The 19,499-nt window shown below is 44.3% G+C and carries 14 protein-coding genes; 13 read left to right on the forward strand and 1 reads right to left on the reverse strand.

The annotated features are described in order from the left end of the window. The first annotated feature begins 14 nt into the window (after window positions 1-14). The 6 genes from ACEN9X_RS20720 to rhaM all read left to right on the forward strand — a co-directional run bounded on the left by ACEN9X_RS20720 (window position 15) and on the right by rhaM (window position 8,099). Window positions 15-1,334, forward strand: coding sequence for a BNR repeat-containing protein (locus ACEN9X_RS20720; RefSeq protein WP_413666942.1), 1,320 nt, complete (start codon window positions 15-17; stop codon window positions 1,332-1,334). 268 nt (window positions 1,335-1,602) lie between these two features. Then, the gene (locus ACEN9X_RS20725; RefSeq protein ID WP_413666943.1) at window positions 1,603-2,838 is read left to right on the forward strand and encodes a DUF2264 domain-containing protein; all 1,236 of its coding nucleotides are present in this window, start codon (window positions 1,603-1,605) and stop codon (window positions 2,836-2,838) included. 15 nt (window positions 2,839-2,853) lie between these two features. Then, window positions 2,854-3,960: a glycoside hydrolase family 43 protein gene (locus tag ACEN9X_RS20730; protein WP_413666944.1), complete on the forward strand. Its 1,107-nt coding sequence runs from the start codon at window positions 2,854-2,856 to the stop codon at window positions 3,958-3,960. Between the two features lies 1 nt (window position 3,961). Next, a complete protein-coding gene (locus tag ACEN9X_RS20735; RefSeq protein WP_413666945.1) occupies window positions 3,962-5,815 on the forward strand; it encodes a glycoside hydrolase family 2 protein in 1,854 nt (617 codons plus the stop codon). A gap of 9 nt (window positions 5,816-5,824) precedes the next feature. Then, entirely contained in the window at window positions 5,825-7,654 is a 1,830-nt protein-coding gene (locus ACEN9X_RS20740) for a glycoside hydrolase family 35 protein (protein WP_413666946.1), read from the forward strand. Between the two features lie 130 nt (window positions 7,655-7,784). Further along, window positions 7,785-8,099, forward strand: a complete 315-nt coding sequence (gene rhaM, locus ACEN9X_RS20745; protein WP_413666947.1) for an L-rhamnose mutarotase — start codon at window positions 7,785-7,787, stop codon at window positions 8,097-8,099. Window positions 8,100-8,208: 109 nt separating this feature from the next. Here the strand turns inward: rhaM and ACEN9X_RS20750 are convergent, their stop codons facing one another. Further along, window positions 8,209-8,382: a hypothetical protein gene (locus tag ACEN9X_RS20750; RefSeq protein WP_413666948.1), complete on the reverse strand. Its 174-nt coding sequence runs from the start codon at window positions 8,380-8,382 to the stop codon at window positions 8,209-8,211. Between the two features lie 47 nt (window positions 8,383-8,429). Between ACEN9X_RS20750 and ACEN9X_RS20755 the strand changes: the two genes are divergently transcribed. From ACEN9X_RS20755 to ACEN9X_RS20785, 7 genes are all read left to right on the forward strand, one after another. Continuing rightward, the gene (locus ACEN9X_RS20755; protein WP_413666949.1) at window positions 8,430-8,996 is read left to right on the forward strand and encodes an RNA polymerase sigma factor; all 567 of its coding nucleotides are present in this window, start codon (window positions 8,430-8,432) and stop codon (window positions 8,994-8,996) included. 80 nt (window positions 8,997-9,076) lie between these two features. Next, window positions 9,077-10,093: a FecR family protein gene (locus ACEN9X_RS20760; RefSeq protein WP_413666950.1), complete on the forward strand. Its 1,017-nt coding sequence runs from the start codon at window positions 9,077-9,079 to the stop codon at window positions 10,091-10,093. Between the two features lie 110 nt (window positions 10,094-10,203). Next, the gene (locus ACEN9X_RS20765; RefSeq protein ID WP_413666951.1) at window positions 10,204-13,656 is read left to right on the forward strand and encodes a SusC/RagA family TonB-linked outer membrane protein; all 3,453 of its coding nucleotides are present in this window, start codon (window positions 10,204-10,206) and stop codon (window positions 13,654-13,656) included. Between the two features lie 11 nt (window positions 13,657-13,667). Beyond that, entirely contained in the window at window positions 13,668-15,158 is a 1,491-nt protein-coding gene (locus ACEN9X_RS20770; RefSeq protein ID WP_413666952.1) for a SusD/RagB family nutrient-binding outer membrane lipoprotein, read from the forward strand. Window positions 15,159-15,189: 31 nt separating this feature from the next. Continuing rightward, window positions 15,190-16,689: a DUF5689 domain-containing protein gene (locus ACEN9X_RS20775; protein WP_413666953.1), complete on the forward strand. Its 1,500-nt coding sequence runs from the start codon at window positions 15,190-15,192 to the stop codon at window positions 16,687-16,689. 113 nt (window positions 16,690-16,802) lie between these two features. Beyond that, window positions 16,803-18,218, forward strand: coding sequence for a calcineurin-like phosphoesterase C-terminal domain-containing protein (locus ACEN9X_RS20780; RefSeq protein ID WP_413666954.1), 1,416 nt, complete (start codon window positions 16,803-16,805; stop codon window positions 18,216-18,218). 61 nt (window positions 18,219-18,279) lie between these two features. After that, window positions 18,280-19,113: a glycerophosphodiester phosphodiesterase gene (locus ACEN9X_RS20785; protein WP_413666955.1), complete on the forward strand. Its 834-nt coding sequence runs from the start codon at window positions 18,280-18,282 to the stop codon at window positions 19,111-19,113. Window positions 19,114-19,499: the final 386 nt, after the last annotated feature.

Genomic DNA, 19,499 nt, shown 5'->3' on the forward strand with positions numbered 1-19,499 from the left:
TACTTTTACTTTTTATGAAGCTATACCATTTAAGATCACTGTTTTTTATTTGTATCCTGTTTGGAAGCGCTATTGCTGTATCTGCCCAAACCAGCCAAGTAACTACCTCTACTATAGGTTTAGGTTGGGCAAATAACTCTGTCAATACGGTGGTGTTCCGCAAAAACTCATTGGTTACTTTTAAGGGCGAACAATATGCCGCTTATTATAACAACAACCAGGTTTTAGTGTTGGCTAAGAGAAAAAGCGGATCTGTTAACTGGCAGGTTGCCGCAACGCAATATAAAGCCGATGCTGCCGATGCCCATAAGGATATCAGTATCATGGTTGACGGCGCCGGCTATTTGCATGTTGCCTGGGGACATCATAATCAGACTTTGAACTATGCTAAAAGTATAAAGCCCGAAAGCCTTGTTTTGTCGGCGCAGCAAAGCATGACAGGCATTAGCGAAAGTAAGGTGAGCTACCCGGAGTTTTACCGCTTGCCTGGTGGTGATCTGCTGTTTGTTTATCGCGATGGTGGTTCGGGCAATGGAAACCTCGTGATGAACAGGTATAGTATTACCACCCACAAGTGGGTTAATGTACAGCAAAATCTTATTGATGGCGAAGGTAAACGCAATGCCTATTGGCAAATGTGCATCGACAAAAAAGGAACAATCCATATTTCATGGGTATGGCGCGAAACGCCGGATGTAGCAAGCAATCATGACATGTGCTACGCCCGTTCAAACGATGGAGGTTTAACCTGGGAAAAATCTACCGGCGAAAAATATATTCTTCCAATTAATGCCGCTAATGCGGAGTACGCCTGCAAGATACCACAACACAGCGAGCTCATCAATCAAACATCCATATTTGCCGATGATAAAGGTAACCCCTTTATTGCTACTTATTGGCGCGATAGCAGTACAACAATACCCCAATACCATATTGTTTTTAAAACGGGTGATCAGTGGCATTCGGCTGATCTTGGTTTAAGAAAAACGGCTTTCAGTCTTGGTGGAACGGGTACAAAACGCATCCCGATATCTCGTCCGCAGATCATTGCCTGGAACAGGAGCGGGAAACAATCAGTTGCAATTATTTTCAGGGATATCGAACGCGGCGATAAAGTTTCTGTAGCTGTAAACAGTGATCTGCAAAATGCAAACTGGCAGGTTAATGATTTAAGTTCTGAATCAGTAGGAGAGTGGGAACCGACTTATGACACCGAACTATGGAAAGAAAAAAAAACATTGAGCCTGTTTGTACAAGAAGTAACCCAGGTTGATGGCGAAGGCAAAGCCAATATAGCGCCAACAAAAGTACAGGTATTGGACTGGAAGCCCTGATAATTAATTACTAAGTAAAGGAAATCACTTTTAAAACACGGCGCACCTAACGGAGCCAATATATGGGATTAAAATGGCTATAAACACGATACTCCTACGGAGTTTAAAGCAATTGATAAGACACTCCGGAGGAGTATCGTGCTTATAGGAAACAAAAATGGAAACTTTGGGGCTCCGTTAGGTGCCTCGTGTCTATTATTGATTTTAAAAGAGATTTTCCTGATTACTAAGTTGTACGTCATTAAAACGTAACAAATAAAAAGCCCGGATGAAAAAGCTTATATTTTACTTCATATTAATAAGTACGCCGTTTTGTGCATCGGCACAAAGCAAAAAAAATACAGTTCAAGTACCTGACCGGAAATTATGGTTAAGCTACATGGATAAGGTAGCGCGGCCGGTGATCAGCAACCTCGCGGCCGATCAGCTTAAGGAAAAAATGCCGATGCAGCTGTCCGACAAAATTGATAATAAGGAAAGCCGTGCCAAAGTAGGTTATCTGGAAGCATTTGGCCGCACATTAAGCGGTATCGCCCCATGGTTACAACTGGAAGGCGGCGATGCTGCCGAGGTAAAACTTCGTGAGCAATACAGGGCATGGTCTTTAAAGGCTATTGCAAACGCGGTTAATCCTCAAGCTAAAGACTATCTGCAATGGAGCGGTGGCCAGCCCTTAGTTGATGCCTCGTTTGTTGCTTTTGCTTTGGTACGGAGCCCATGGCTATGGGAACATCTCGATGAGGTAACCAAAAAACAGGTGGTTGAAGTGATGAAGACTACCCGCGCAACTGTTCCGGTTTACTCCAACTGGATTTTGTTTTCGGGGATGATAGAGGCCTTTTTTTGCAAATATGATCTGGGCTACGATCCGGTGAGGGTTGAATTTGGCATCCGCGAATTTACCGAGCATTGGTATGTTGGCGATGGCATGTATTCGGATGGGATGAGCTTTCATCTCGATTATTATAATAGCATCGTGATCCATCCAAACCTAAGCACCATATTGGAAGAGGTTAACGCCAAAAAGAAAACTTATGCACGCGAGGAGCAACGCGAACTGGCCGTAGGTCAGCGTTACGCCGAAGTACTCGAGCGCCTTATTAACGCTGATGGGAGCTATCCCGCTATAGGGCGTTCAATAGTATACCGGGGCGGCGCATTTCATCATCTGGCTAATATCGCCTACAAAAAACAATTGCCTGCAAGCCTGAAACCGGCGCAGGTAAGATGCGCGCTAACAGCCATGATCAAAAAAACGCTGGGCGCACCGCAAACTTTTACTACCGATGGCTGGCTTAATATGGGTTTATATGGCAAGCAGCCCGGCCTTGCCGATTTTTACATTACAACAGGCAGCCTTTACTTCTGCGCTACAGCATTTGTACCATTAGGACTGCCCGAAACCGATCCCTTTTGGGCAGATACCGACGAACCATGGACGGCCGTTAAAATCTGGAGCGGCCAGGATGCGCCGGCCGATCATGCACTTGATATCAAAAAATAATACAAACATCTTTATATGAAATACTATCGCTTTTTATTGCCGGCCTTTTTGCTGTTAAGCATCATTGGCCGTGCGCAAACTAAATTAACCAGTTTTAGTCCGGGCGCTATTTGGCCTGATGATAAAGGGGTACACATTAACGCCCATGGGGGAGGCATTCTGTATAATAATGGCGTATACTACTGGTTTGGCGAACACAAAATTGCCGGTGATGCCGGCAACCGGGCAATGGTTGGGGTTCATTGCTATTCGTCAAAAGATCTGTACAACTGGAAGGATGAGGGGATTTCGCTGAATGTTTCGAGCGATACTACAAATGATATAGCAAAAGGCTGTATCCTGGAAAGGCCAAAGGTTGTTTATAACAAAAAGACAAAAAAATATGTAATGTGGTTTCACCTTGAGCTATTGGGCAAAGGTTACAGCGCTGCACGCGCCGGAGTTGCTGTGAGTGATAAGGTGACCGGCCCGTACAAGTTCATTAAAAGCTACCGACCTAACCCGGGGCAGATGCCGTTTTATCCGGCGCTTACTCCCGAAGGAGATAAAATAAACTGTGTTAATCCGGCTCACGAAACCGATAAATATTTTTGCCGCGACCTTCCCGGCGGCCAAATGGCCCGCGACATGACCGTTTTTGTTGATGACAACGGCAAGGCTTATCACGTTTTTTCATCCGAAGAAAATTATACACTTGATCTGGCAGAATTAACGCCCGATTATACAGGCCATACAGGCAAATTTATCCGTATTTATATAGGCCACCAAACCGAAGCGCCTGCCTTGTTTAAACGTAACGGAATTTATTACATGATAGGTTCTGGTTGTACCGGCTGGGCGCCAAATGCTGCCCGCTGGTTTAGTGCAAAATCAATTTGGGGGCCGTGGACTTACCACGGTAATCCATGCCAGGGGGCGGATAGTCAAATCACTTATGGCGGCCAAAGCACCCATGTATTGCCTGTGGCCGGCAAAAAAGATGCGTTCATTTTTATAGCCGATAAATGGACACCTAAAGATGCTATTGATGGCCGTTACCTGTGGTTGCCTATCAGCTTTAAGGGCGATGACATTGAAATAAACTGGGTGGATAACTGGAACCTTGATGTTTTTAAGAAATAACATGCGAAATTTCATAAGCTTATGCTGCCTGCTGCTCATTGTGGGTACAGCCGCTGCACAGGATAGCCTCATTACCAATATCCAAAGCCGTAAATCGCTTGAACTGAATGGCAAATGGCAATACATTGTTGACCCGTACGAAACCGGGTTTTATGATTACCGCTACAAGGAGCTTAACGAAAAAAATGGTGATGCATATTGGAACAGCGGTATCCCTGCTAACAAAACTGAAAAGAAGGAGCACGGCTATATTGATAAGTTTAGTATTGATGTGCCCGGCGACTGGAACCATCAAAAACCGGAGTTTACCTATTACGAGGGGACTATCTGGTATAAAAAATCATTCGACTATGTTAAATCAATCAATGGGGGCAGGCAGTACCTTTATTTTGGCGCGGTTAATTATCGTGCCGATGTGTATTTGAACGGGAAAAAGCTTGGAATGCACAAAGGTGGTTTTACTCCCTTTAATTTTGAAGTTCCGGCCGGGCTGCTTAAGGATAAAGATAATTTGCTAGTGGTTAAGGTTGATAATAAGCGATATGCCGATGAGGTGCCAACCCTCAATACCGATTGGTGGAACTACGGTGGTATTACCCGCGATGTAAAACTGGTTGAAGTGCCTGTTACCTACATCCGCGATTTTGTGATCCAGCTCAAAAAGCCTGCTAATGGTGCAGCTCCCGCTAAACAACCGGAGGTAAGCGGATGGGTTAAACTGAATGATGTTCCGCCAACCGGCCAAAATATCACCGTACAAATACCCGAGCTTAAGCTTAGTAAGCAGTTTGCTGCCACAGGCGCGCTCACGCAGGTGAGCTTTAAATTGCCAAAGGTGCAACTATGGTCGCCCGAAACGCCTAAGCTGTATAAGGTTATCATAAGTGCCGGTGCCGATAAAACAGAAGATAAGATAGGGTTCCGCACCATTGAAGCGCATGGTCCGCAGTTGCTGCTAAACGGTAAGCCCGTATTTTTACGGGGGATCTGTATCCATGGCGAAATACCACAGGATGTACGGAGAGCTTACAGCCAGCAGGATGCCGAACAATTGCTAAATCAGGCGCATGAGCTTGGCTGCAATATGGTAAGGCTGGCACATTATCCCCACGATGAAAAAATAACCCGGCTGGCCGATTCACTGGGTATTATGATTTGGTCGGAGATCCCGGTTTACTGGACTATTGATTTTGGCAATGCCGCGGTGCTTGAAAAGGCAAAAGCGCAGCTTAATGAAATGATCACCCGCGATCATAACCGCGCCAGTATCATTATCTGGTCGGTAGGGAATGAAACACCGGTAAGCCCAACCCGCACAAATTTCATGCATAACCTGATCATTAAGGCCAAACAATTGGATGATACCCGCCTGGTATCGGCTGCGCTTGAGGTAAACTACAGTTCGGGTAAAGATTTGAATGTGGTAGATGACCCTCTGGGCAAATTTGTTGATCTCGTTGCTTTTAATGAATACCTTGGCTGGTATGGCGGCACACCCGATAAATGCCGCACCACAAGCTGGAGTACGCCATATAATAAACCTTTATTTATCAGCGAAACCGGGGCTGAAGCTAAAACCGGTTTTCATACCGATTCATTGACCCGCTTTAGTGAGGAATACCAGGAATGGTACTTTAAGGAACAGGTGGCCATGTTTAAGCGCATGCCTGCAAATTTTGTAGGCCTTTCGCCATGGGTAATGGCCGATTTTCGGTCGCCAAAACGGAATAACCCACTGTACCAGGAAGGCTGGAACCGCAAGGGGCTTTATGATGATAAAGGCAACAAAAAGAAAGCCTTTTATATTCTTCAAAACTATTACAAACAAAAAAGCGCAGAAGCGCTGAACCGATAGCGCATCACAATGAAAAAAATTACAATATCTTTTTTAGCATTATTTTTAAGCCTGAGTATAACGGGCTTTTGCCAGACAGTCAAGCATACCTTTGCCCTAGGCGATGAGGCTTTCCTGCTTGACGGGAAGCCTTTCCAGATGATCTCGGGCGAGATGCATTATCCCCGGGTGCCACGTGAGGCCTGGCGCGCGCGTATGAAAATGGCTAAGGCAATGGGTTTAAATACCATTGGTACTTATGTGTTCTGGAACCTGCACGAACCGCAAAAAGGCAAGTTTGATTTTAGCCGTAATAACGATGTGGCCGAGTTTGTACGTATAGCCCAGCAGGAAGGTCTGTGGGTGATCCTCCGCCCAAGTCCTTATGTATGCGCCGAATGGGAATTTGGGGGATACCCATATTGGCTGCAGAATGAAAAAGGCCTTGAGGTGCGCAGTAAAGAAGCGCAATATCTTAAAGAGTATGAAAACTATATCAAAGAAGTAGGCAGGCAATTGGCCCCACTGCAGATAAATCACGGCGGTAATATCCTGATGGTACAAATTGAAAATGAGTACGGATCGTATGGCAGCGATAAAGAGTATTTGGGCATTAATCAAAGACTATTTAAAGAAGCCGGTTTTGACGGATTGCTGTACACCTGCGACCCTGCCCCCGACCTGGTGAAGGGGCATTTGCCGGGATTATTGCCTGCTGTTAACGGTTTGGATAATCCTGCAAAGGTTAAAAAGATCATTAACGAAAATCACGATGGGAAGGGCCCGTATTATATTGCCGAATGGTACCCGGCCTGGTTCGATTGGTGGGGAACTGCTCATCATACCATCCCGGCCGAACGTTATGCAGGCAGGCTTGATTCTGTACTGGCAGCAGGGATTTCTATCAATATGTACATGTTTCACGGCGGCACAACCCGTGCGTTCATGAATGGCGCTAATTTTAAAGACACCTCGCCTTATGAACCGCAAACAAGCAGCTATGATTATGATGCACCGTTAGATGAGGCGGGTAATGCAACGCCAAAATTTATGCAGTTCAGGCGAGTGATTCAAAAATACTTACCTGCTGGCGTGCAATTGCCTGATGTGCCGGCGGCTAAACCGGTAGTTACTATACCAGCTTTTAAGCTAACGCAATCGGTAAGTTTATTAAATTCCTTGCCGGCGGCTAAAGAAAACATAAGTCCGCTCACTTTTGAAGACCTGCACCAGGACTATGGTTTTGTGATATACAGCACCGTTTTAAGCGGAAGCAAAAGCGGGCAACTTAAACTTAAAGGACTTAGGGATTACGCCGTGGTTATGATCAATGGTAAAAAAGTAGGTACGCTTGATCGCAGGCTTAACCAGGATAGCCTGTATTTAAAGTTGCCTGCAGGTAAAGTAAAGCTTGATATTTTGGTAGAGAACCTTGGTCGCATTAACTTTGGTAAGTATCTGTTGCAAAATAAAAAAGGGATCACTCAACAGGTGCTTTTGAACGGAAAGGAAGTACAACATTGGACAATGTATTCGCTGCCGTTTCATGATTTAAGCACTGTTAAATTCACTGCGGCTAAGCAAAATGGACAATCGCCGGTGATCAGGAAAGGTGGTTTTAAATTAGATAAATTAGGTGATACCTATCTTGACATGAGCAACTGGGGTAAAGGTGTGGTATGGGTAAATGGCCATAATCTTGGCCGGTACTGGGGTATTGGCCCACAGCAAACCCTGTACTTACCGGTTGAATGGTTGAAAAAAGGTTATAATGATGTTGAAGTACTTGAACTGCTAAAACCGCAGCAAGACCAGTTCGCCGGTATTGATAAACCGATATTGAACGTGGTAAAACCTTAAATAAGCTTAAAGCCGAAGGCTTAAGGCTCAAAGCTTTTTTATGTGTATTGGGAAATAAACTATTAAGAGCTTTGAGCTTTTTGCTTTAAGCCTAAAGCTCTTTTAATAACAGATATAAATACTATTTACAATGGCAAGAGTAGCATTTAAAATGAAGCTTCATGAAGGTAAAGCGGCTGAATACAAGGTCCGGCACGATGCCATCTGGCCCGAATTAAGCAGTTTGCTTAAAGATGTGGGGATCAGTAATTATTCTATTTTTTTAGATGAGGATACGCATTGGCTTTTTGGCGTGATGGAAGTTGAAGATCAGGAAGCACTTGATCATTTGCCGGATACCCCAATTATGAAAAAATGGTGGTTATACATGGCTGATATTATGGATACTAATGCCGATCACTCGCCTGTGAGCATACCCTTGAAAGAAGTGTTCTTTTTGCCATAAAAGGCCAATGTAGTAATTCAAAAGCGTCATTGCGAGGCACGAAGCAATCCCCTCTAAGCAGGTCCGCTCTGTATAGTTTGGGATTGCTTCGTGCCTCGCAATGACGCTTTTACATTAAAACGGCTGTCATGCTAAGCCTGTGGAAGCATGATGGGTGGGCCTCTTCGCGCGAGTCTTCGACAGGCTCAGTCTGACAGCCCGCCACGCTTATTCCCACTACACTTATTGTTGCTGCTACGTATCCCTTAACAACCATTTCTGTTGTTTTGTGCTTTCTTAACATTAGCCTAACATAGCAGCCTTACATTTGAGCCAAAACAACTCTTTGGCATGTATCCTGCACTTACTGATGAAGCGTTGATGGGGCTTATCCAGCAAAGCAACCCCGTTGCCCTTGAAACTCTTTTTAATCGTTATTACAAAACCTTATGCCAGTTGTGCACGGTGTACACTAAAGATTATACAGTGGCTGAAGAGATCACTGCCAACCTTTTCATTAAACTTTGGGATAACCGCGATACAGCAATCCTTAATGTAAAGAGTTACTTGTTTGTTGCCGCCAAAAACCTCTCCTTAAATTATATCCAGAAAAAGAAAGATCCGGTACATTCTATCGAAGATATCGACCTTCAGGGCCATGTATTAAAAGACAGGGATAATCCGTTCAAAATCCTTTCGGGCCGCGAATCATACAATAAAATTTTAAGCCTGATAGATACGTTGCCGGCCAGCCAAAGGCAGGTGCTGCTCATGAGCCGTATCGATAACCTTGATAAAAATGAGATAGCCAAAGTGCTGGGTATTTCTGTTCGTACGGTTGAAACTACACTTTATCAATCTATCAAAAAGCTTCGTCAGCTGTTAAAAGGGCAGCATAATTTTACTTCCGAGAGTTAATGATTTCTTAATATAAACTTAACTTTTTTCGCTACGTATCGGCTACGTAAAATCGGTCTTTAAGTTCAGAGACAGATTTAATGGAAGATAATAGCTACCGCTTAATAGTTGAATATTTTGAAAAAACCATCAGCGACGATGGCTTAACGCAATTGCAGGAGTGGATTGAAGAGAGCCCTGAAAACCTTGCCCAGTTTAGTGAAACCATCCAGATACTGGAAGCATCCAAAACATACTTTAAACAGCCCGAGCATGCCGGAAGCAGCTGGGCCAGGATCAATGCGCATATAACCCAACCACAGATACAGGTAATTAAACACAGTTCTAAATTTAACTGGATGGCTTATGCTGCCGCCTGTTTGCTCATTTGTACTGCAGGTTGGTTTGGATATCGTTATTTCAAACAGTCACCGGTTCTGGTTTATGAAGAGATCAGCAATGTTGATGGCAAGCATTCAAAAATAATGCTGCCCGATAGTTCAACAGTTTATTTGGGTGGTGGCAGCAAACTCAGATACGCCAAAAACTTTAGCGGCGAAAAACGTGATGTAACGCTTAACGGCGAAGCTTTTTTTGATGTGGTTCATCAGGCTAAACCATTTGTAGTTAAAAGCGGCGATATCACCACCGTGGTATTGGGTACTTCATTTAATATCAAAGCTTATCTGACCGATCATAAAGTAGCTGTAACCGTGCAAAGCGGTAAAGTAGGGGTGATGGCCAATGTGCAGGGAAAACCTCAAATGGTTAAATACCTGGTAAAGAACGAAGAGATCAGCATCAACACCCAAAACGGTATCTACACATTTAACAACACCGAAGCATCGGCAGTAACTTCATGGATCAACAACGAATTTGTTTTTTATAACACAACTTACAGGGAGATAGCCGCTTCACTTGAGCATCATTATGGCGTTAAAATCCGGTTTACAGAACAGGATTTGGGCAATGTAAGGCTTACAGCCAAATTGAGGGGGATGACATTGACGGATGCCATGGAAACCCTCAGCGCGCTATCAGGATTAGGCTATACGCAAAAAGGCGATCAGCTATTTATTTCAAACAATAATCAAAAAGGAGGAAGTATAATGAAATAGTATTTACCCGGCTATTGGTAAAAGCCTGGACGTTGCTGGTAACAACCCCAGGCTTCAGAATTTTGACAATTTAAACTCACGGTTAGACAAGTATAAATTAAAGTAAATATATGAAAAAGTTATGGTTATTAACCATGCTGTTCTTTTTACAATTGCCTTTTGGCGGTATAAACGCTAAGGCTCAAACAGTAACAAACAAAAGGATCACGTTTGGTGCCGAGGGTACCATGCTAAAGGATGCCTTTCAGCAAATTGAAAAATCAAGCGATATCTCCATTAGCTATAACAATAGCCTGCTTGATGATAAACGCAAAGTACACATAACAAAAGCAGAGCGCTCTTTGGGCGAAACACTTGACCTGCTTTTAAAAGGAACAACCTGCACATACAGAGCGGCAGGCGAACGTAATATCCTCATCATTGCAAAAACACAGGATAGGGGTAGCATTAAAGGGAAAGTGGTTGATGAAAAATCAGAACCACTTCCCGGTGCTACTGTAAAAGTTCCGGGGACCGGGGCCACTGCTATCAGCGGCGTTGATGGTTCATACACATTAAATATAGTGCCGGGTACTTATACGGTTGAGGCAAGCTTTATCTCTTATGAAACTAAGAGGATCCAGAATGTAAGTGTTAGTTCGAATGCTAATACCGTTTTAAATATTACGCTTAGCCCTGCCGATAATAAACTTAATGAGGTTGTGGTAACAGCGCTCGGCATCAAAAGGGAAGATAAAAGTTTGGGTTATTCGGCACCGGTAATTAAGGGGGATCAGTTAACCGGCGCCCTTTCGGGTAACTGGACTGATGCATTATCAGGAAAGGTAGCCGGTTTAAACCTGATCCGTTCAAACAGCGGCCCTGCCGGATCAAACAAAATTATCCTGCGTGGTGAAAATAACCTTACCGGCGATAATGAGGCTTTGATAGTGGTTGACGGTGTGGTAATTAACCAGGGTAGCGGCAGGCGCACAAGCAACTCCGGCGAATCGGCCTATGGTACCAGCAGCGATAACATGCCTGCCGACTACGGCAGTAACCTGAATGATATCAACCCTGGAGACATTGAAACTGTAACGGTATTGAAAGGACCTGGTGCAGCAGCGCTTTACGGTCAGCGTGGTGCTAACGGAGCCATTATCATCACCACAAAATCGGGTAAAAAGCATAGTGGTTTGGGTATTACCTTTAATTCAAATGCGAGCCTTGAAAGCGTAAACCGCTGGCCCGATCTGCAATATGAATACGGACAAGGTACTGCAGGATCACGTTATTACTCATATGGTGCAGGTCCTGACGGTGCAAGCACCAGCTCGACAAGTTCGGCTTACGGGCCTAAATTTGATGGACAGCTTTTTTATCAGTTGGATCCGGTTACTCAAAAGCAAAGCACAACACGTACCCCATGGGTACCATACAAAAAACAGATCCGTGATTTTTTTGATGTTGGTCAAACCTTCACCAACTCGGTGAGTGTTGACGGCGGCAGCGATAAAACAACGGCCCGTTTTTCGGCAACCAACGTAACCAACCACTGGATAACGCCAAATACAGGCTATACCCGCAACAGCATCGCTTTATCGGTTAACTCCAAAATCAATGATAAGTTAACCATCAATGCAAAAGTAAACTACAACAACAGAAACAGTGATAACCTGCCGGGCGCAGGTTATGGTAACCAGTCGCTGATGTATTGGTTTATTTTCTGGCAACCCAATGCCGATTTAAACTGGTTAAAAAACTATTGGAGAAACGGCCAGGAAGGTAAAACCATATTTTATCCTTTCAGCTCATTTCCTGAAAACCCTTATGCAGTATCTTACGAGTTTATCAATAAATCAAACCGTAACTCGGTTACCGGAAACGTTGAAGCGCTTTACAATGTAACAAAAGAGTTTAGCGTACAGGTTCGTGCTACTTTAGATATGGGTTATGAGCAGCGTGCACAACAGCGCCCATATGATGCAGGTACCAAATACCCTAAAGGCTCATTCCGCACTCAAAATATTTATTCGGAAGAACAAGGTGCCGATTTCTTGTTGAAATACAACAAGAAAATAACCCATGATGTTAACATCACAGCAACAGCGGGTGGTAGTATGCTCCGTAATAATTATAACCGCGATGAGGTACGTGCCGACTCGCTGGTATATCCGGGTGTGTACTCGATGGCTAACAATGCTGGTCCGCTGGTTACGCTGCCATATAAATCAAAATATGCTATCAACAGCTTTTACGGCTTGTTATCTACATCTTTTAAAGATTATTTGTATGTGGATTTAACAGCCCGCCAGGACTGGATCAGTACATTGGCTACCGCTAACCGTACCGATCAGGTTGGGTTCTTTTATCCATCGGCAAGTATGAGCTTTCTGCCATCTGAAGCATTCAAGCTGCCTAAGTTTATTGACTATGCAAAAGTAAGGGCATCGCTCGCCGGTGTGGGCAGTGGTACAACAAATCCTTATCAAACCTCATTTAATTATGTATCGGCGGGTAGTACTTATGCAGGTGGTTTGCAAAATCCGCGTACGTTATCAAACCCCGATCTGAAACCATTGCGCACTACCACACTTGAAGTTGGTGCCGAAGCAAGGATGTTCAATAATCGTTTGGGTTTTGACATAGCTTTATATACTGGTAACACCAAAAACCAGATCCTTAGCCGCACTGTCGATCAATCGTCGGGTTATAACCAGGCGGTTATCAACGTGGGTAAGGTAAGTAACAAGGGTATCGAAATTACATTAAATGGAACCCCTGTACGTAAAGCCAATGTATTTAGCTGGAATGTTACGGCAACATTCAGCGCTAATAAAAACACCATTGAGCAGCTTGCCGATAGCGCAGTGGTATTACGTAATGGCCCGACGGGCGGTGGTCAGATTGTGGCGCGTGTAGGTGGTAGCATGGGCGATATGTATGGCCGCGGCTATTTGCGCTCGCCAGATGGGCAGATAGTTTATGATGCATCTACAGGTTTTGCCAAATTAGCTGATAACCTGGTTTACTTAGGCAACACCATTCCTAAATGGAAGGCAAGCATGGGGCACGATTTCAGGTATAAGCAGTTTAACCTGCACCTTTTATTTGATGCCCAGGTTGGCGGCGTATCATATTCGCTTTCAAACTATAAATTGGCCGAGCAGGGTAAAACAACGCTCACCCTGCCTGGTAGGTATAACGGTATCATCGGCAAAGGTGTTATCCAAAATGCTGATGGCAGCTACAGGCCTAATGACGTTATAGCAACCGATATCGATGGCTACTACCGCTCACACTATGGTATTGACAATGCCGAAGGCAACACGTTTTCAACCAACTTCCTGAAATTCCGCGAAGCAAGGTTTGACTATTCATTGAGCCCGCGCCTAGTTAAACGCCTTGGTTTAACGCGCGCTACAGTAGGCGTGTATGGTCGCGACCTGTACATCTGGACAAAGTGGCCAATCTTCGATCCTGAATTTGGTACGCTTTCAGGCAGCGACATTGTGCAGGGATTTGAGATTGCGCAGTTTCCATCAACCCGCACATTTGGTTTTAACATAGTTATTGGCATTTAATAATTAACAATATGAAAAGGAACGGATATATACTTATATCAATGATGATGTTGTTCGTTAGCATAATGTCGTCATGTAAAAAGGATTTTATTGAGCTTAATACCGATCCCAACGGTACGCCTAACGCTTTACCACAGCAATTGCTGGCTCCGGCCCTGGTAAATACCCTGGGGACTAATATGCTTCGCGCCCGTAATTTTAATAACGAGCTGATGCAGGTTACAGTTGATGCAGGCGACTCGGAGGGTAGGGTATTCAGGTATGATATTAAACGTACCTGGGCTGATGTTACCTGGAATGCCTGGTATACCCAGTTAACCAATTTTAAAGATATTTATACTATTGCCAGCAAGGAGGTAACCTACAATAAAACCTATATGGGCATTTCGCTGATATGTCAGGCCTGGTTATATTCTTTACTTACTGATACTTATGGCGATGTACCTTACTTTGATTCTAACAAAGGAAAGGACGGAATCTTTACGCCTAAGTTTGATAAGCAGAAAGATATCTACCTGGATATTTTCAAAAACCTGGAAGCTGCTGATACCCTGCTTAATGCGTCGGCAAACGTAGTTGCTGGCAGCGACCCTGTATTTAACGGCAATGCTTTAAAATGGCGTAAGTTTGGTAACTCGCTTTATTTAAGGCTGTTGTTGAGGGTATCGGGCAAGGCCGATGTTTCGGCAGATGTGATAGCCAAAATCAAACAGATTGTTGATACCAACCCGGATGCATATCCGATAATGGGTAGTAACGATGATTCGGCAGTTTTAAGGTGGACTGGCTCCGGTTCTTTAACATCGCCGTTTATAGGTGGCGTACGTGAGCAGGACTGGCGACAACCCGGCGTTTGCGAGTTTTTTGTAAACAACCTTGCAAAATGGGCGGATCCGCGACTGGTTAACAATCGCTGGTCGATATCAAGTTACCAGGGAGGTATCCAGGGGATTCCAAGTGGTTATGCACCCGGTGAAAATGTTGGTATCAAATCATATTTCCTTTCTACCACATCAACCACTACGTTAATGAACGATCCGCTGATGGGTAACATCATGAACTATTCGGAGTTACAATTTATCCTTGCCGAGGCTGCTGCCAAAGGCTGGATAGCCGGAGATGCGGCCACTTATTATAAAAATGGTGTACAAGCGGGTATTACTTTCTGGATCCCGACTTACGCAGTACCTATTGATACCTATTTAACAGGCGCTGATATTACCTGGGATAATGCTGCCCCGCTTGATGAAAAGATGGAGATGATCCACGTTCAAAAATACTACTCGATGTTTTATACTGATTTTGAGCAATGGTTTGAGTATCGCCGTACAGGTCACCCGGTATTGCCAAAAGGTAATGGTTTAAGGAACAATGGCATCATGCCAGCCAGGCTGCAGTACCCGGTTTATGTGCAATCGGCCAATCCGGATAGTTACAAGGCAGCTGTAGCAGCGCAGGGCGCCGACGAAATCAGCACACAGGTTTGGTGGCAAAAACAATAATAAACCGGTTTTAAACTAAGATATCCATAAAATGAAAAAGATATATTTATTACTGGTGCTTGTAACGGTTGTCAGTATTAATTCATGTAAAAAAAATAAGTATGCCGAGGGCACATTAAGCCCTATCATCGCTGTTGTTGACCTTCGCAGTATTTACAAGGGTTCGGATGTTGTGCTGAACAGCGACAATATGGGCGGGGCTAAAGAAATAGTGGGCGTAGTAATTTCAAACGCCGCAGCAGGTAACAGTCCGGTCGGAGTTTTGGTTGTGCAAAACAACCGCCGTAACGCAGTTAGAGGTATCGCCTTAGAGATAGGCAACGCCGCCGCCAACTATGTTCCCGGCGATTCGGTAGTAGTGCAAGTTAATGGCGCTACACTTACCAAAGTGAACGGAAGCATGCATGTTAAAGGCCTTACCGAAGCATCGGTAAACAAAGTTGGCGATAACAAGGCTATCAAAGTACAATCTGTTCCTTCGGCTACCTTGTTGGCGTCTCCCGATGTTTATGAAGAGACGCTGGTTACCATTGCTAAGGCTGTAACTGATCCGGAGCCGCAGCAGGGCGAAACCTACGCTGGTGATAAAACCATTAACGACGGTTTTGGTAAAATAACCATGCATACTGAGGCCAATGCAAGTTTCGCCACGACTGAACTTCCGTTCAGTGCCAATTTTAGTGGGATCCCATTCGCGGTAACATCGGGTACCGATACCAAATTACAGCTTTGGCCGCGTACTATTGATGATGTGTTTACGCTTGCAGCAACCAAGCCATCGCCAATTATTATAACAGGATACCTTACCAATCCTTCGGGCAGTGATGCCGATTATGAGTATGTCCAGTTCAAGGCGACTAAGGATATCGATTTCGCGGTAACCAATTACGCTGTGGTAACGTGCAATAATGCAGGTACTAACCCGGCACCTGCAAACGGCTGGGCACAGGGTTTGGCAAAAACCTATAAGTTTAACCTCACATCGGGCACAGTAAAAAAAGGACAGTTCTTTTATGTAGGTGGCAATAAAAATATCTGGGGCAAAGGCTCAACCGATATCAGTTCATCAACCTGGATCAACAGTACCATGTATGCCGAAGTGCCCGGCGCTGATTTCGGCAATGTAACTACTAACCTGTTAGCTAACAGTGGGAACGTTGCAGGTATTGCCGTATTCACCGGCACTACTGTTACCGCTTCAAGTGTCCCTCTGGACGTGATCATGTATGGTGGCAGCGGTACGGTTTACTCTGCCGGTCCGCCGGAAATTGGTTACCGCATTACCAATACCGATTATTACAGCACTATTAACCCGGTAACCCGTACAGAACAAGGCTTTTATGGCGGTGGCTCCAATACATCAAAACTACCTTTACCAACCGACGGCTTATTCAGTCAGCTGGGTGGTGTTTATGACGCGCTTACCGGTAGATGGGTAACCGGCAGAACCGTGACCAGCGTTCCGCTTACGCTGACCTCTCCGATAACTGCTATTGAGACAGCTACTGGCGTAACAACAATTCAAAATTAAAACCTCACCCCAACCCCTCTCCAAAGGAGAGGGGCTTTACATAGCAGGATAAAAGCATTTATTCAAAGTCCTCTCCTTTGGAGAGGATTTAGGTGAGGTTAAAACATAACCCAATGAACAGAAGATCATTTTTACAAGGCGTAGGCCTTATAACCGGCGGTGCGTTCATCTCGCTTCGTGCCAACGCGCTTACACAGATATTAGCTGGCGATACAGTAAAAGGCCGCGTTATAGCCGGAAAAAAAGGAATTAAAGGAGTAGTGATTTCTGATGGTTTTTCAGTAGTACTTACTGATGATAAGGGTAATTATGAGTTTACTCCAAATGAAAAGGCCAAAAGCATTTTTATGAGCACGCCATCGGGCTATGAGTTTAAAACAGATTATAACGTAGCCAAACATTACGAAAACATAGGCGGTAGTTCGCATTTTGATTTTAAATTGGAGCCTTTAAAAGTTGATGACAATAACCACCACTTTATCATCTGGGCCGATCCGCAGGTGAAAAACAAAAAAGATGTGAAGCAAATGATGGATACTTCGGTACCGGATACCATCGCCACCATCAAATCATTGGGGAAAAATGCACTGGTACATGGTATTTGCGTGGGCGATATTGTATGGGATAATCATGAGCTCTTCCCTGCTTATAATGAGGCTGTTGCTCAAATGGGTATCCCGTTTTTCCAGGCGATAGGCAACCATGATATGGATTACCGGCAGGGAGGCGATGAAACATCGGATGTTACTTTTAAGCAAATCTATGGGCCAACCTATTACTCATTTAACCGTGGTAAGGCGCACTACGTAGTTTTGGATAATGTTCGCTACCTCGGTGTGGAGCGTGAGTATGATGGCTACATCACCGAGGATCAGCTAAACTGGCTGGCAAAAGATCTGCAATATATAAAGAAAGATCAATTGCTGATCATCAACCTGCATATCCCGGTTTATAACCAGGTAAAGAACAATAAGGATTTTTATAAAGTGCTTGATGGCTTTACCAATGTACACATTATGTCGGGCCATACACATTATCATGATAACAATATCACCAACGGCATTTTTGAACATAACCACGGTACCGTTTGTGGCGGTTGGTGGACAGGCCCTATCTGCGTTGACGGTACCCCGCGCGGTTACGGTGTATATTCAGTAAACGGAACTGATTTGAAATGGTATTACAAATCGACAGGATTGCCTGCCGAAAACCAAATCAGTGTTTATGCTGAGAAACTAACCGATCAGATGCGCCTCATTGCTAATGTTTGGAACTATGACCCACAGTGGAAAGTTGTGTATTATTTAGATGACAAACCAATGGGAGCTTTGTCAAAAGAGCAGGGATATGATCCCTTATCGGTAAGTTTGTATAAAGGCGATCAGCTGCCGGCAGGCCGTCATTTTGTGGAGCCTCATGAAACCGGGCACCTGTTTGTGGCGCACTTTGATCCATCAGTTAAAAAGGTTAGGGTTGAGGCTACCGATCGTTTTGGAAATAAATATTCAAGCGAATTAGATGCAAAATAAATTAAACATAGTTGCCGGAATAAGCCTTATCTTGTTGTCAGGTTTTACGGTTGTTAAAAACATGGAATTTAAAAATGCGGATTTTCCTTCATTCAGCGCCGAAGCACATCGGGGCGGCCGGGGGCTGAGGCCCGAAAATACCATACCGGCTATGAAAAATGCCATCGACCTTGGCACTGTCACCACGCTGGAGATGGATACGCATATTACTGCGGATGGACAGGTTGTTCTATCGCATGATGAATACGTTAATCCGCTGTTTTCGCTTACTCCGGACGGTAAGGAGATCAGCAAGGAAGAAGCAAAAAATCTGATCCTCTACAAAATGAAGTATGAGGACCTGAAAAAATACGATGTAGGTTCAAAACCATACAGTAAATTTCCGCGTCAGCGAAAGATAAAAACCTATATGCCGCTGTTATCCGAATTGATTGATTCGGTACAGAATTATATTAAGGTTAATCATAAAAAGCCGGTATTCTATAACATCGAAACCAAATGCTCGCCCGAAGGGGATGGTATTTATAATCCGGCTCCGGACGAGTTTGCGGAGCGTTTGATGGCTGTCCTGATCAAAAAGAAGATCCTGCCTTATGTGGTGATCCAGTCGTTTGATAGACGTACGCTGCAGATCATCCACAAAAAATACCCCGATGTGCGAACCTCTTATCTTATAGAAAACAAAAAATCGTTTGAAGATAATATGACCGATCTGGGTTTCACCCCCTTCATCTACAGCCCGGATTATAAACTGGTTAACGCCGATTTGGTTGAGAAATGCCACGATGCAAAGATCAAAGTATTGCCATGGACAGTAAATACCAAAGCCGAAATTGAACAGCTGAAAAGTTTAGGTGTAGATGGCGTGATTACGGATTACCCGGATTTGTTTTAGGGGCCGATATACATAAAAATATGTCATTGCGAGCGCAGCGTGGCAATCGCACGAAAGCAAATCCGCCCTGTATTGTATGCGATTGCTACGTCGCGCCCAGGATCATTCCGTTTCGCTCCTCACAATGACATGGTTTTATGTTCCTTCCTTGCGCTCATTTATGATGAGTGCTTAAAATGGGCTTGCGTTTGTAACGCAACCGGGCGATGCAATCGCCAAACCATGGTAAGCGCTCGTTGCAAACGAGCGCAAGTTTAAGCGGTGGCTAAAAGCTTGTCCACGCCAAATAAGCTGAATGTAATGTCAATTTCGGATAATTCAAACATTAAATTTAAATGTGATATTGCGGTTTGTTAAAACGTTTTATCAATTTAACCAACAACCCA

The sequence above is a fragment of the Mucilaginibacter sp. Mucisp86 genome (assembly GCF_047324315.1).
Classification (GTDB): domain Bacteria; phylum Bacteroidota; class Bacteroidia; order Sphingobacteriales; family Sphingobacteriaceae; genus Mucilaginibacter.

Bases quoted from the DNA above. Each gene is read 5' to 3' on its own strand.
- ACEN9X_RS20770 (WP_413666952.1), top strand. From the start codon at position 13,668: ATGAAAAGGAACGGATATATACTTATATCAATGATGATGTTGTTCGTT.
- ACEN9X_RS20760 (WP_413666950.1), top strand. From the start codon at position 9,077: ATGGAAGATAATAGCTACCGCTTAATAGTTGAATATTTTGAAAAAACC.
- ACEN9X_RS20755 (WP_413666949.1), top strand. From the start codon at position 8,430: ATGTATCCTGCACTTACTGATGAAGCGTTGATGGGGCTTATCCAGCAA.
- ACEN9X_RS20740 (WP_413666946.1), top strand. From the start codon at position 5,825: ATGAAAAAAATTACAATATCTTTTTTAGCATTATTTTTAAGCCTGAGT.
- ACEN9X_RS20765 (WP_413666951.1), top strand. From the start codon at position 10,204: ATGAAAAAGTTATGGTTATTAACCATGCTGTTCTTTTTACAATTGCCT.
- ACEN9X_RS20725 (WP_413666943.1), top strand. From the start codon at position 1,603: ATGAAAAAGCTTATATTTTACTTCATATTAATAAGTACGCCGTTTTGT.
- ACEN9X_RS20775 (WP_413666953.1), top strand. From the start codon at position 15,190: ATGAAAAAGATATATTTATTACTGGTGCTTGTAACGGTTGTCAGTATT.
- ACEN9X_RS20720 (WP_413666942.1), top strand. From the start codon at position 15: ATGAAGCTATACCATTTAAGATCACTGTTTTTTATTTGTATCCTGTTT.
- ACEN9X_RS20780 (WP_413666954.1), top strand. From the start codon at position 16,803: ATGAACAGAAGATCATTTTTACAAGGCGTAGGCCTTATAACCGGCGGT.
- ACEN9X_RS20750 (WP_413666948.1), bottom strand. From the start codon at position 8,382: ATGTTAAGAAAGCACAAAACAACAGAAATGGTTGTTAAGGGATACGTA.
- ACEN9X_RS20785 (WP_413666955.1), top strand. From the start codon at position 18,280: ATGGAATTTAAAAATGCGGATTTTCCTTCATTCAGCGCCGAAGCACAT.
- rhaM (WP_413666947.1), top strand. From the start codon at position 7,785: ATGGCAAGAGTAGCATTTAAAATGAAGCTTCATGAAGGTAAAGCGGCT.
- ACEN9X_RS20730 (WP_413666944.1), top strand. From the start codon at position 2,854: ATGAAATACTATCGCTTTTTATTGCCGGCCTTTTTGCTGTTAAGCATC.
- ACEN9X_RS20735 (WP_413666945.1), top strand. From the start codon at position 3,962: ATGCGAAATTTCATAAGCTTATGCTGCCTGCTGCTCATTGTGGGTACA.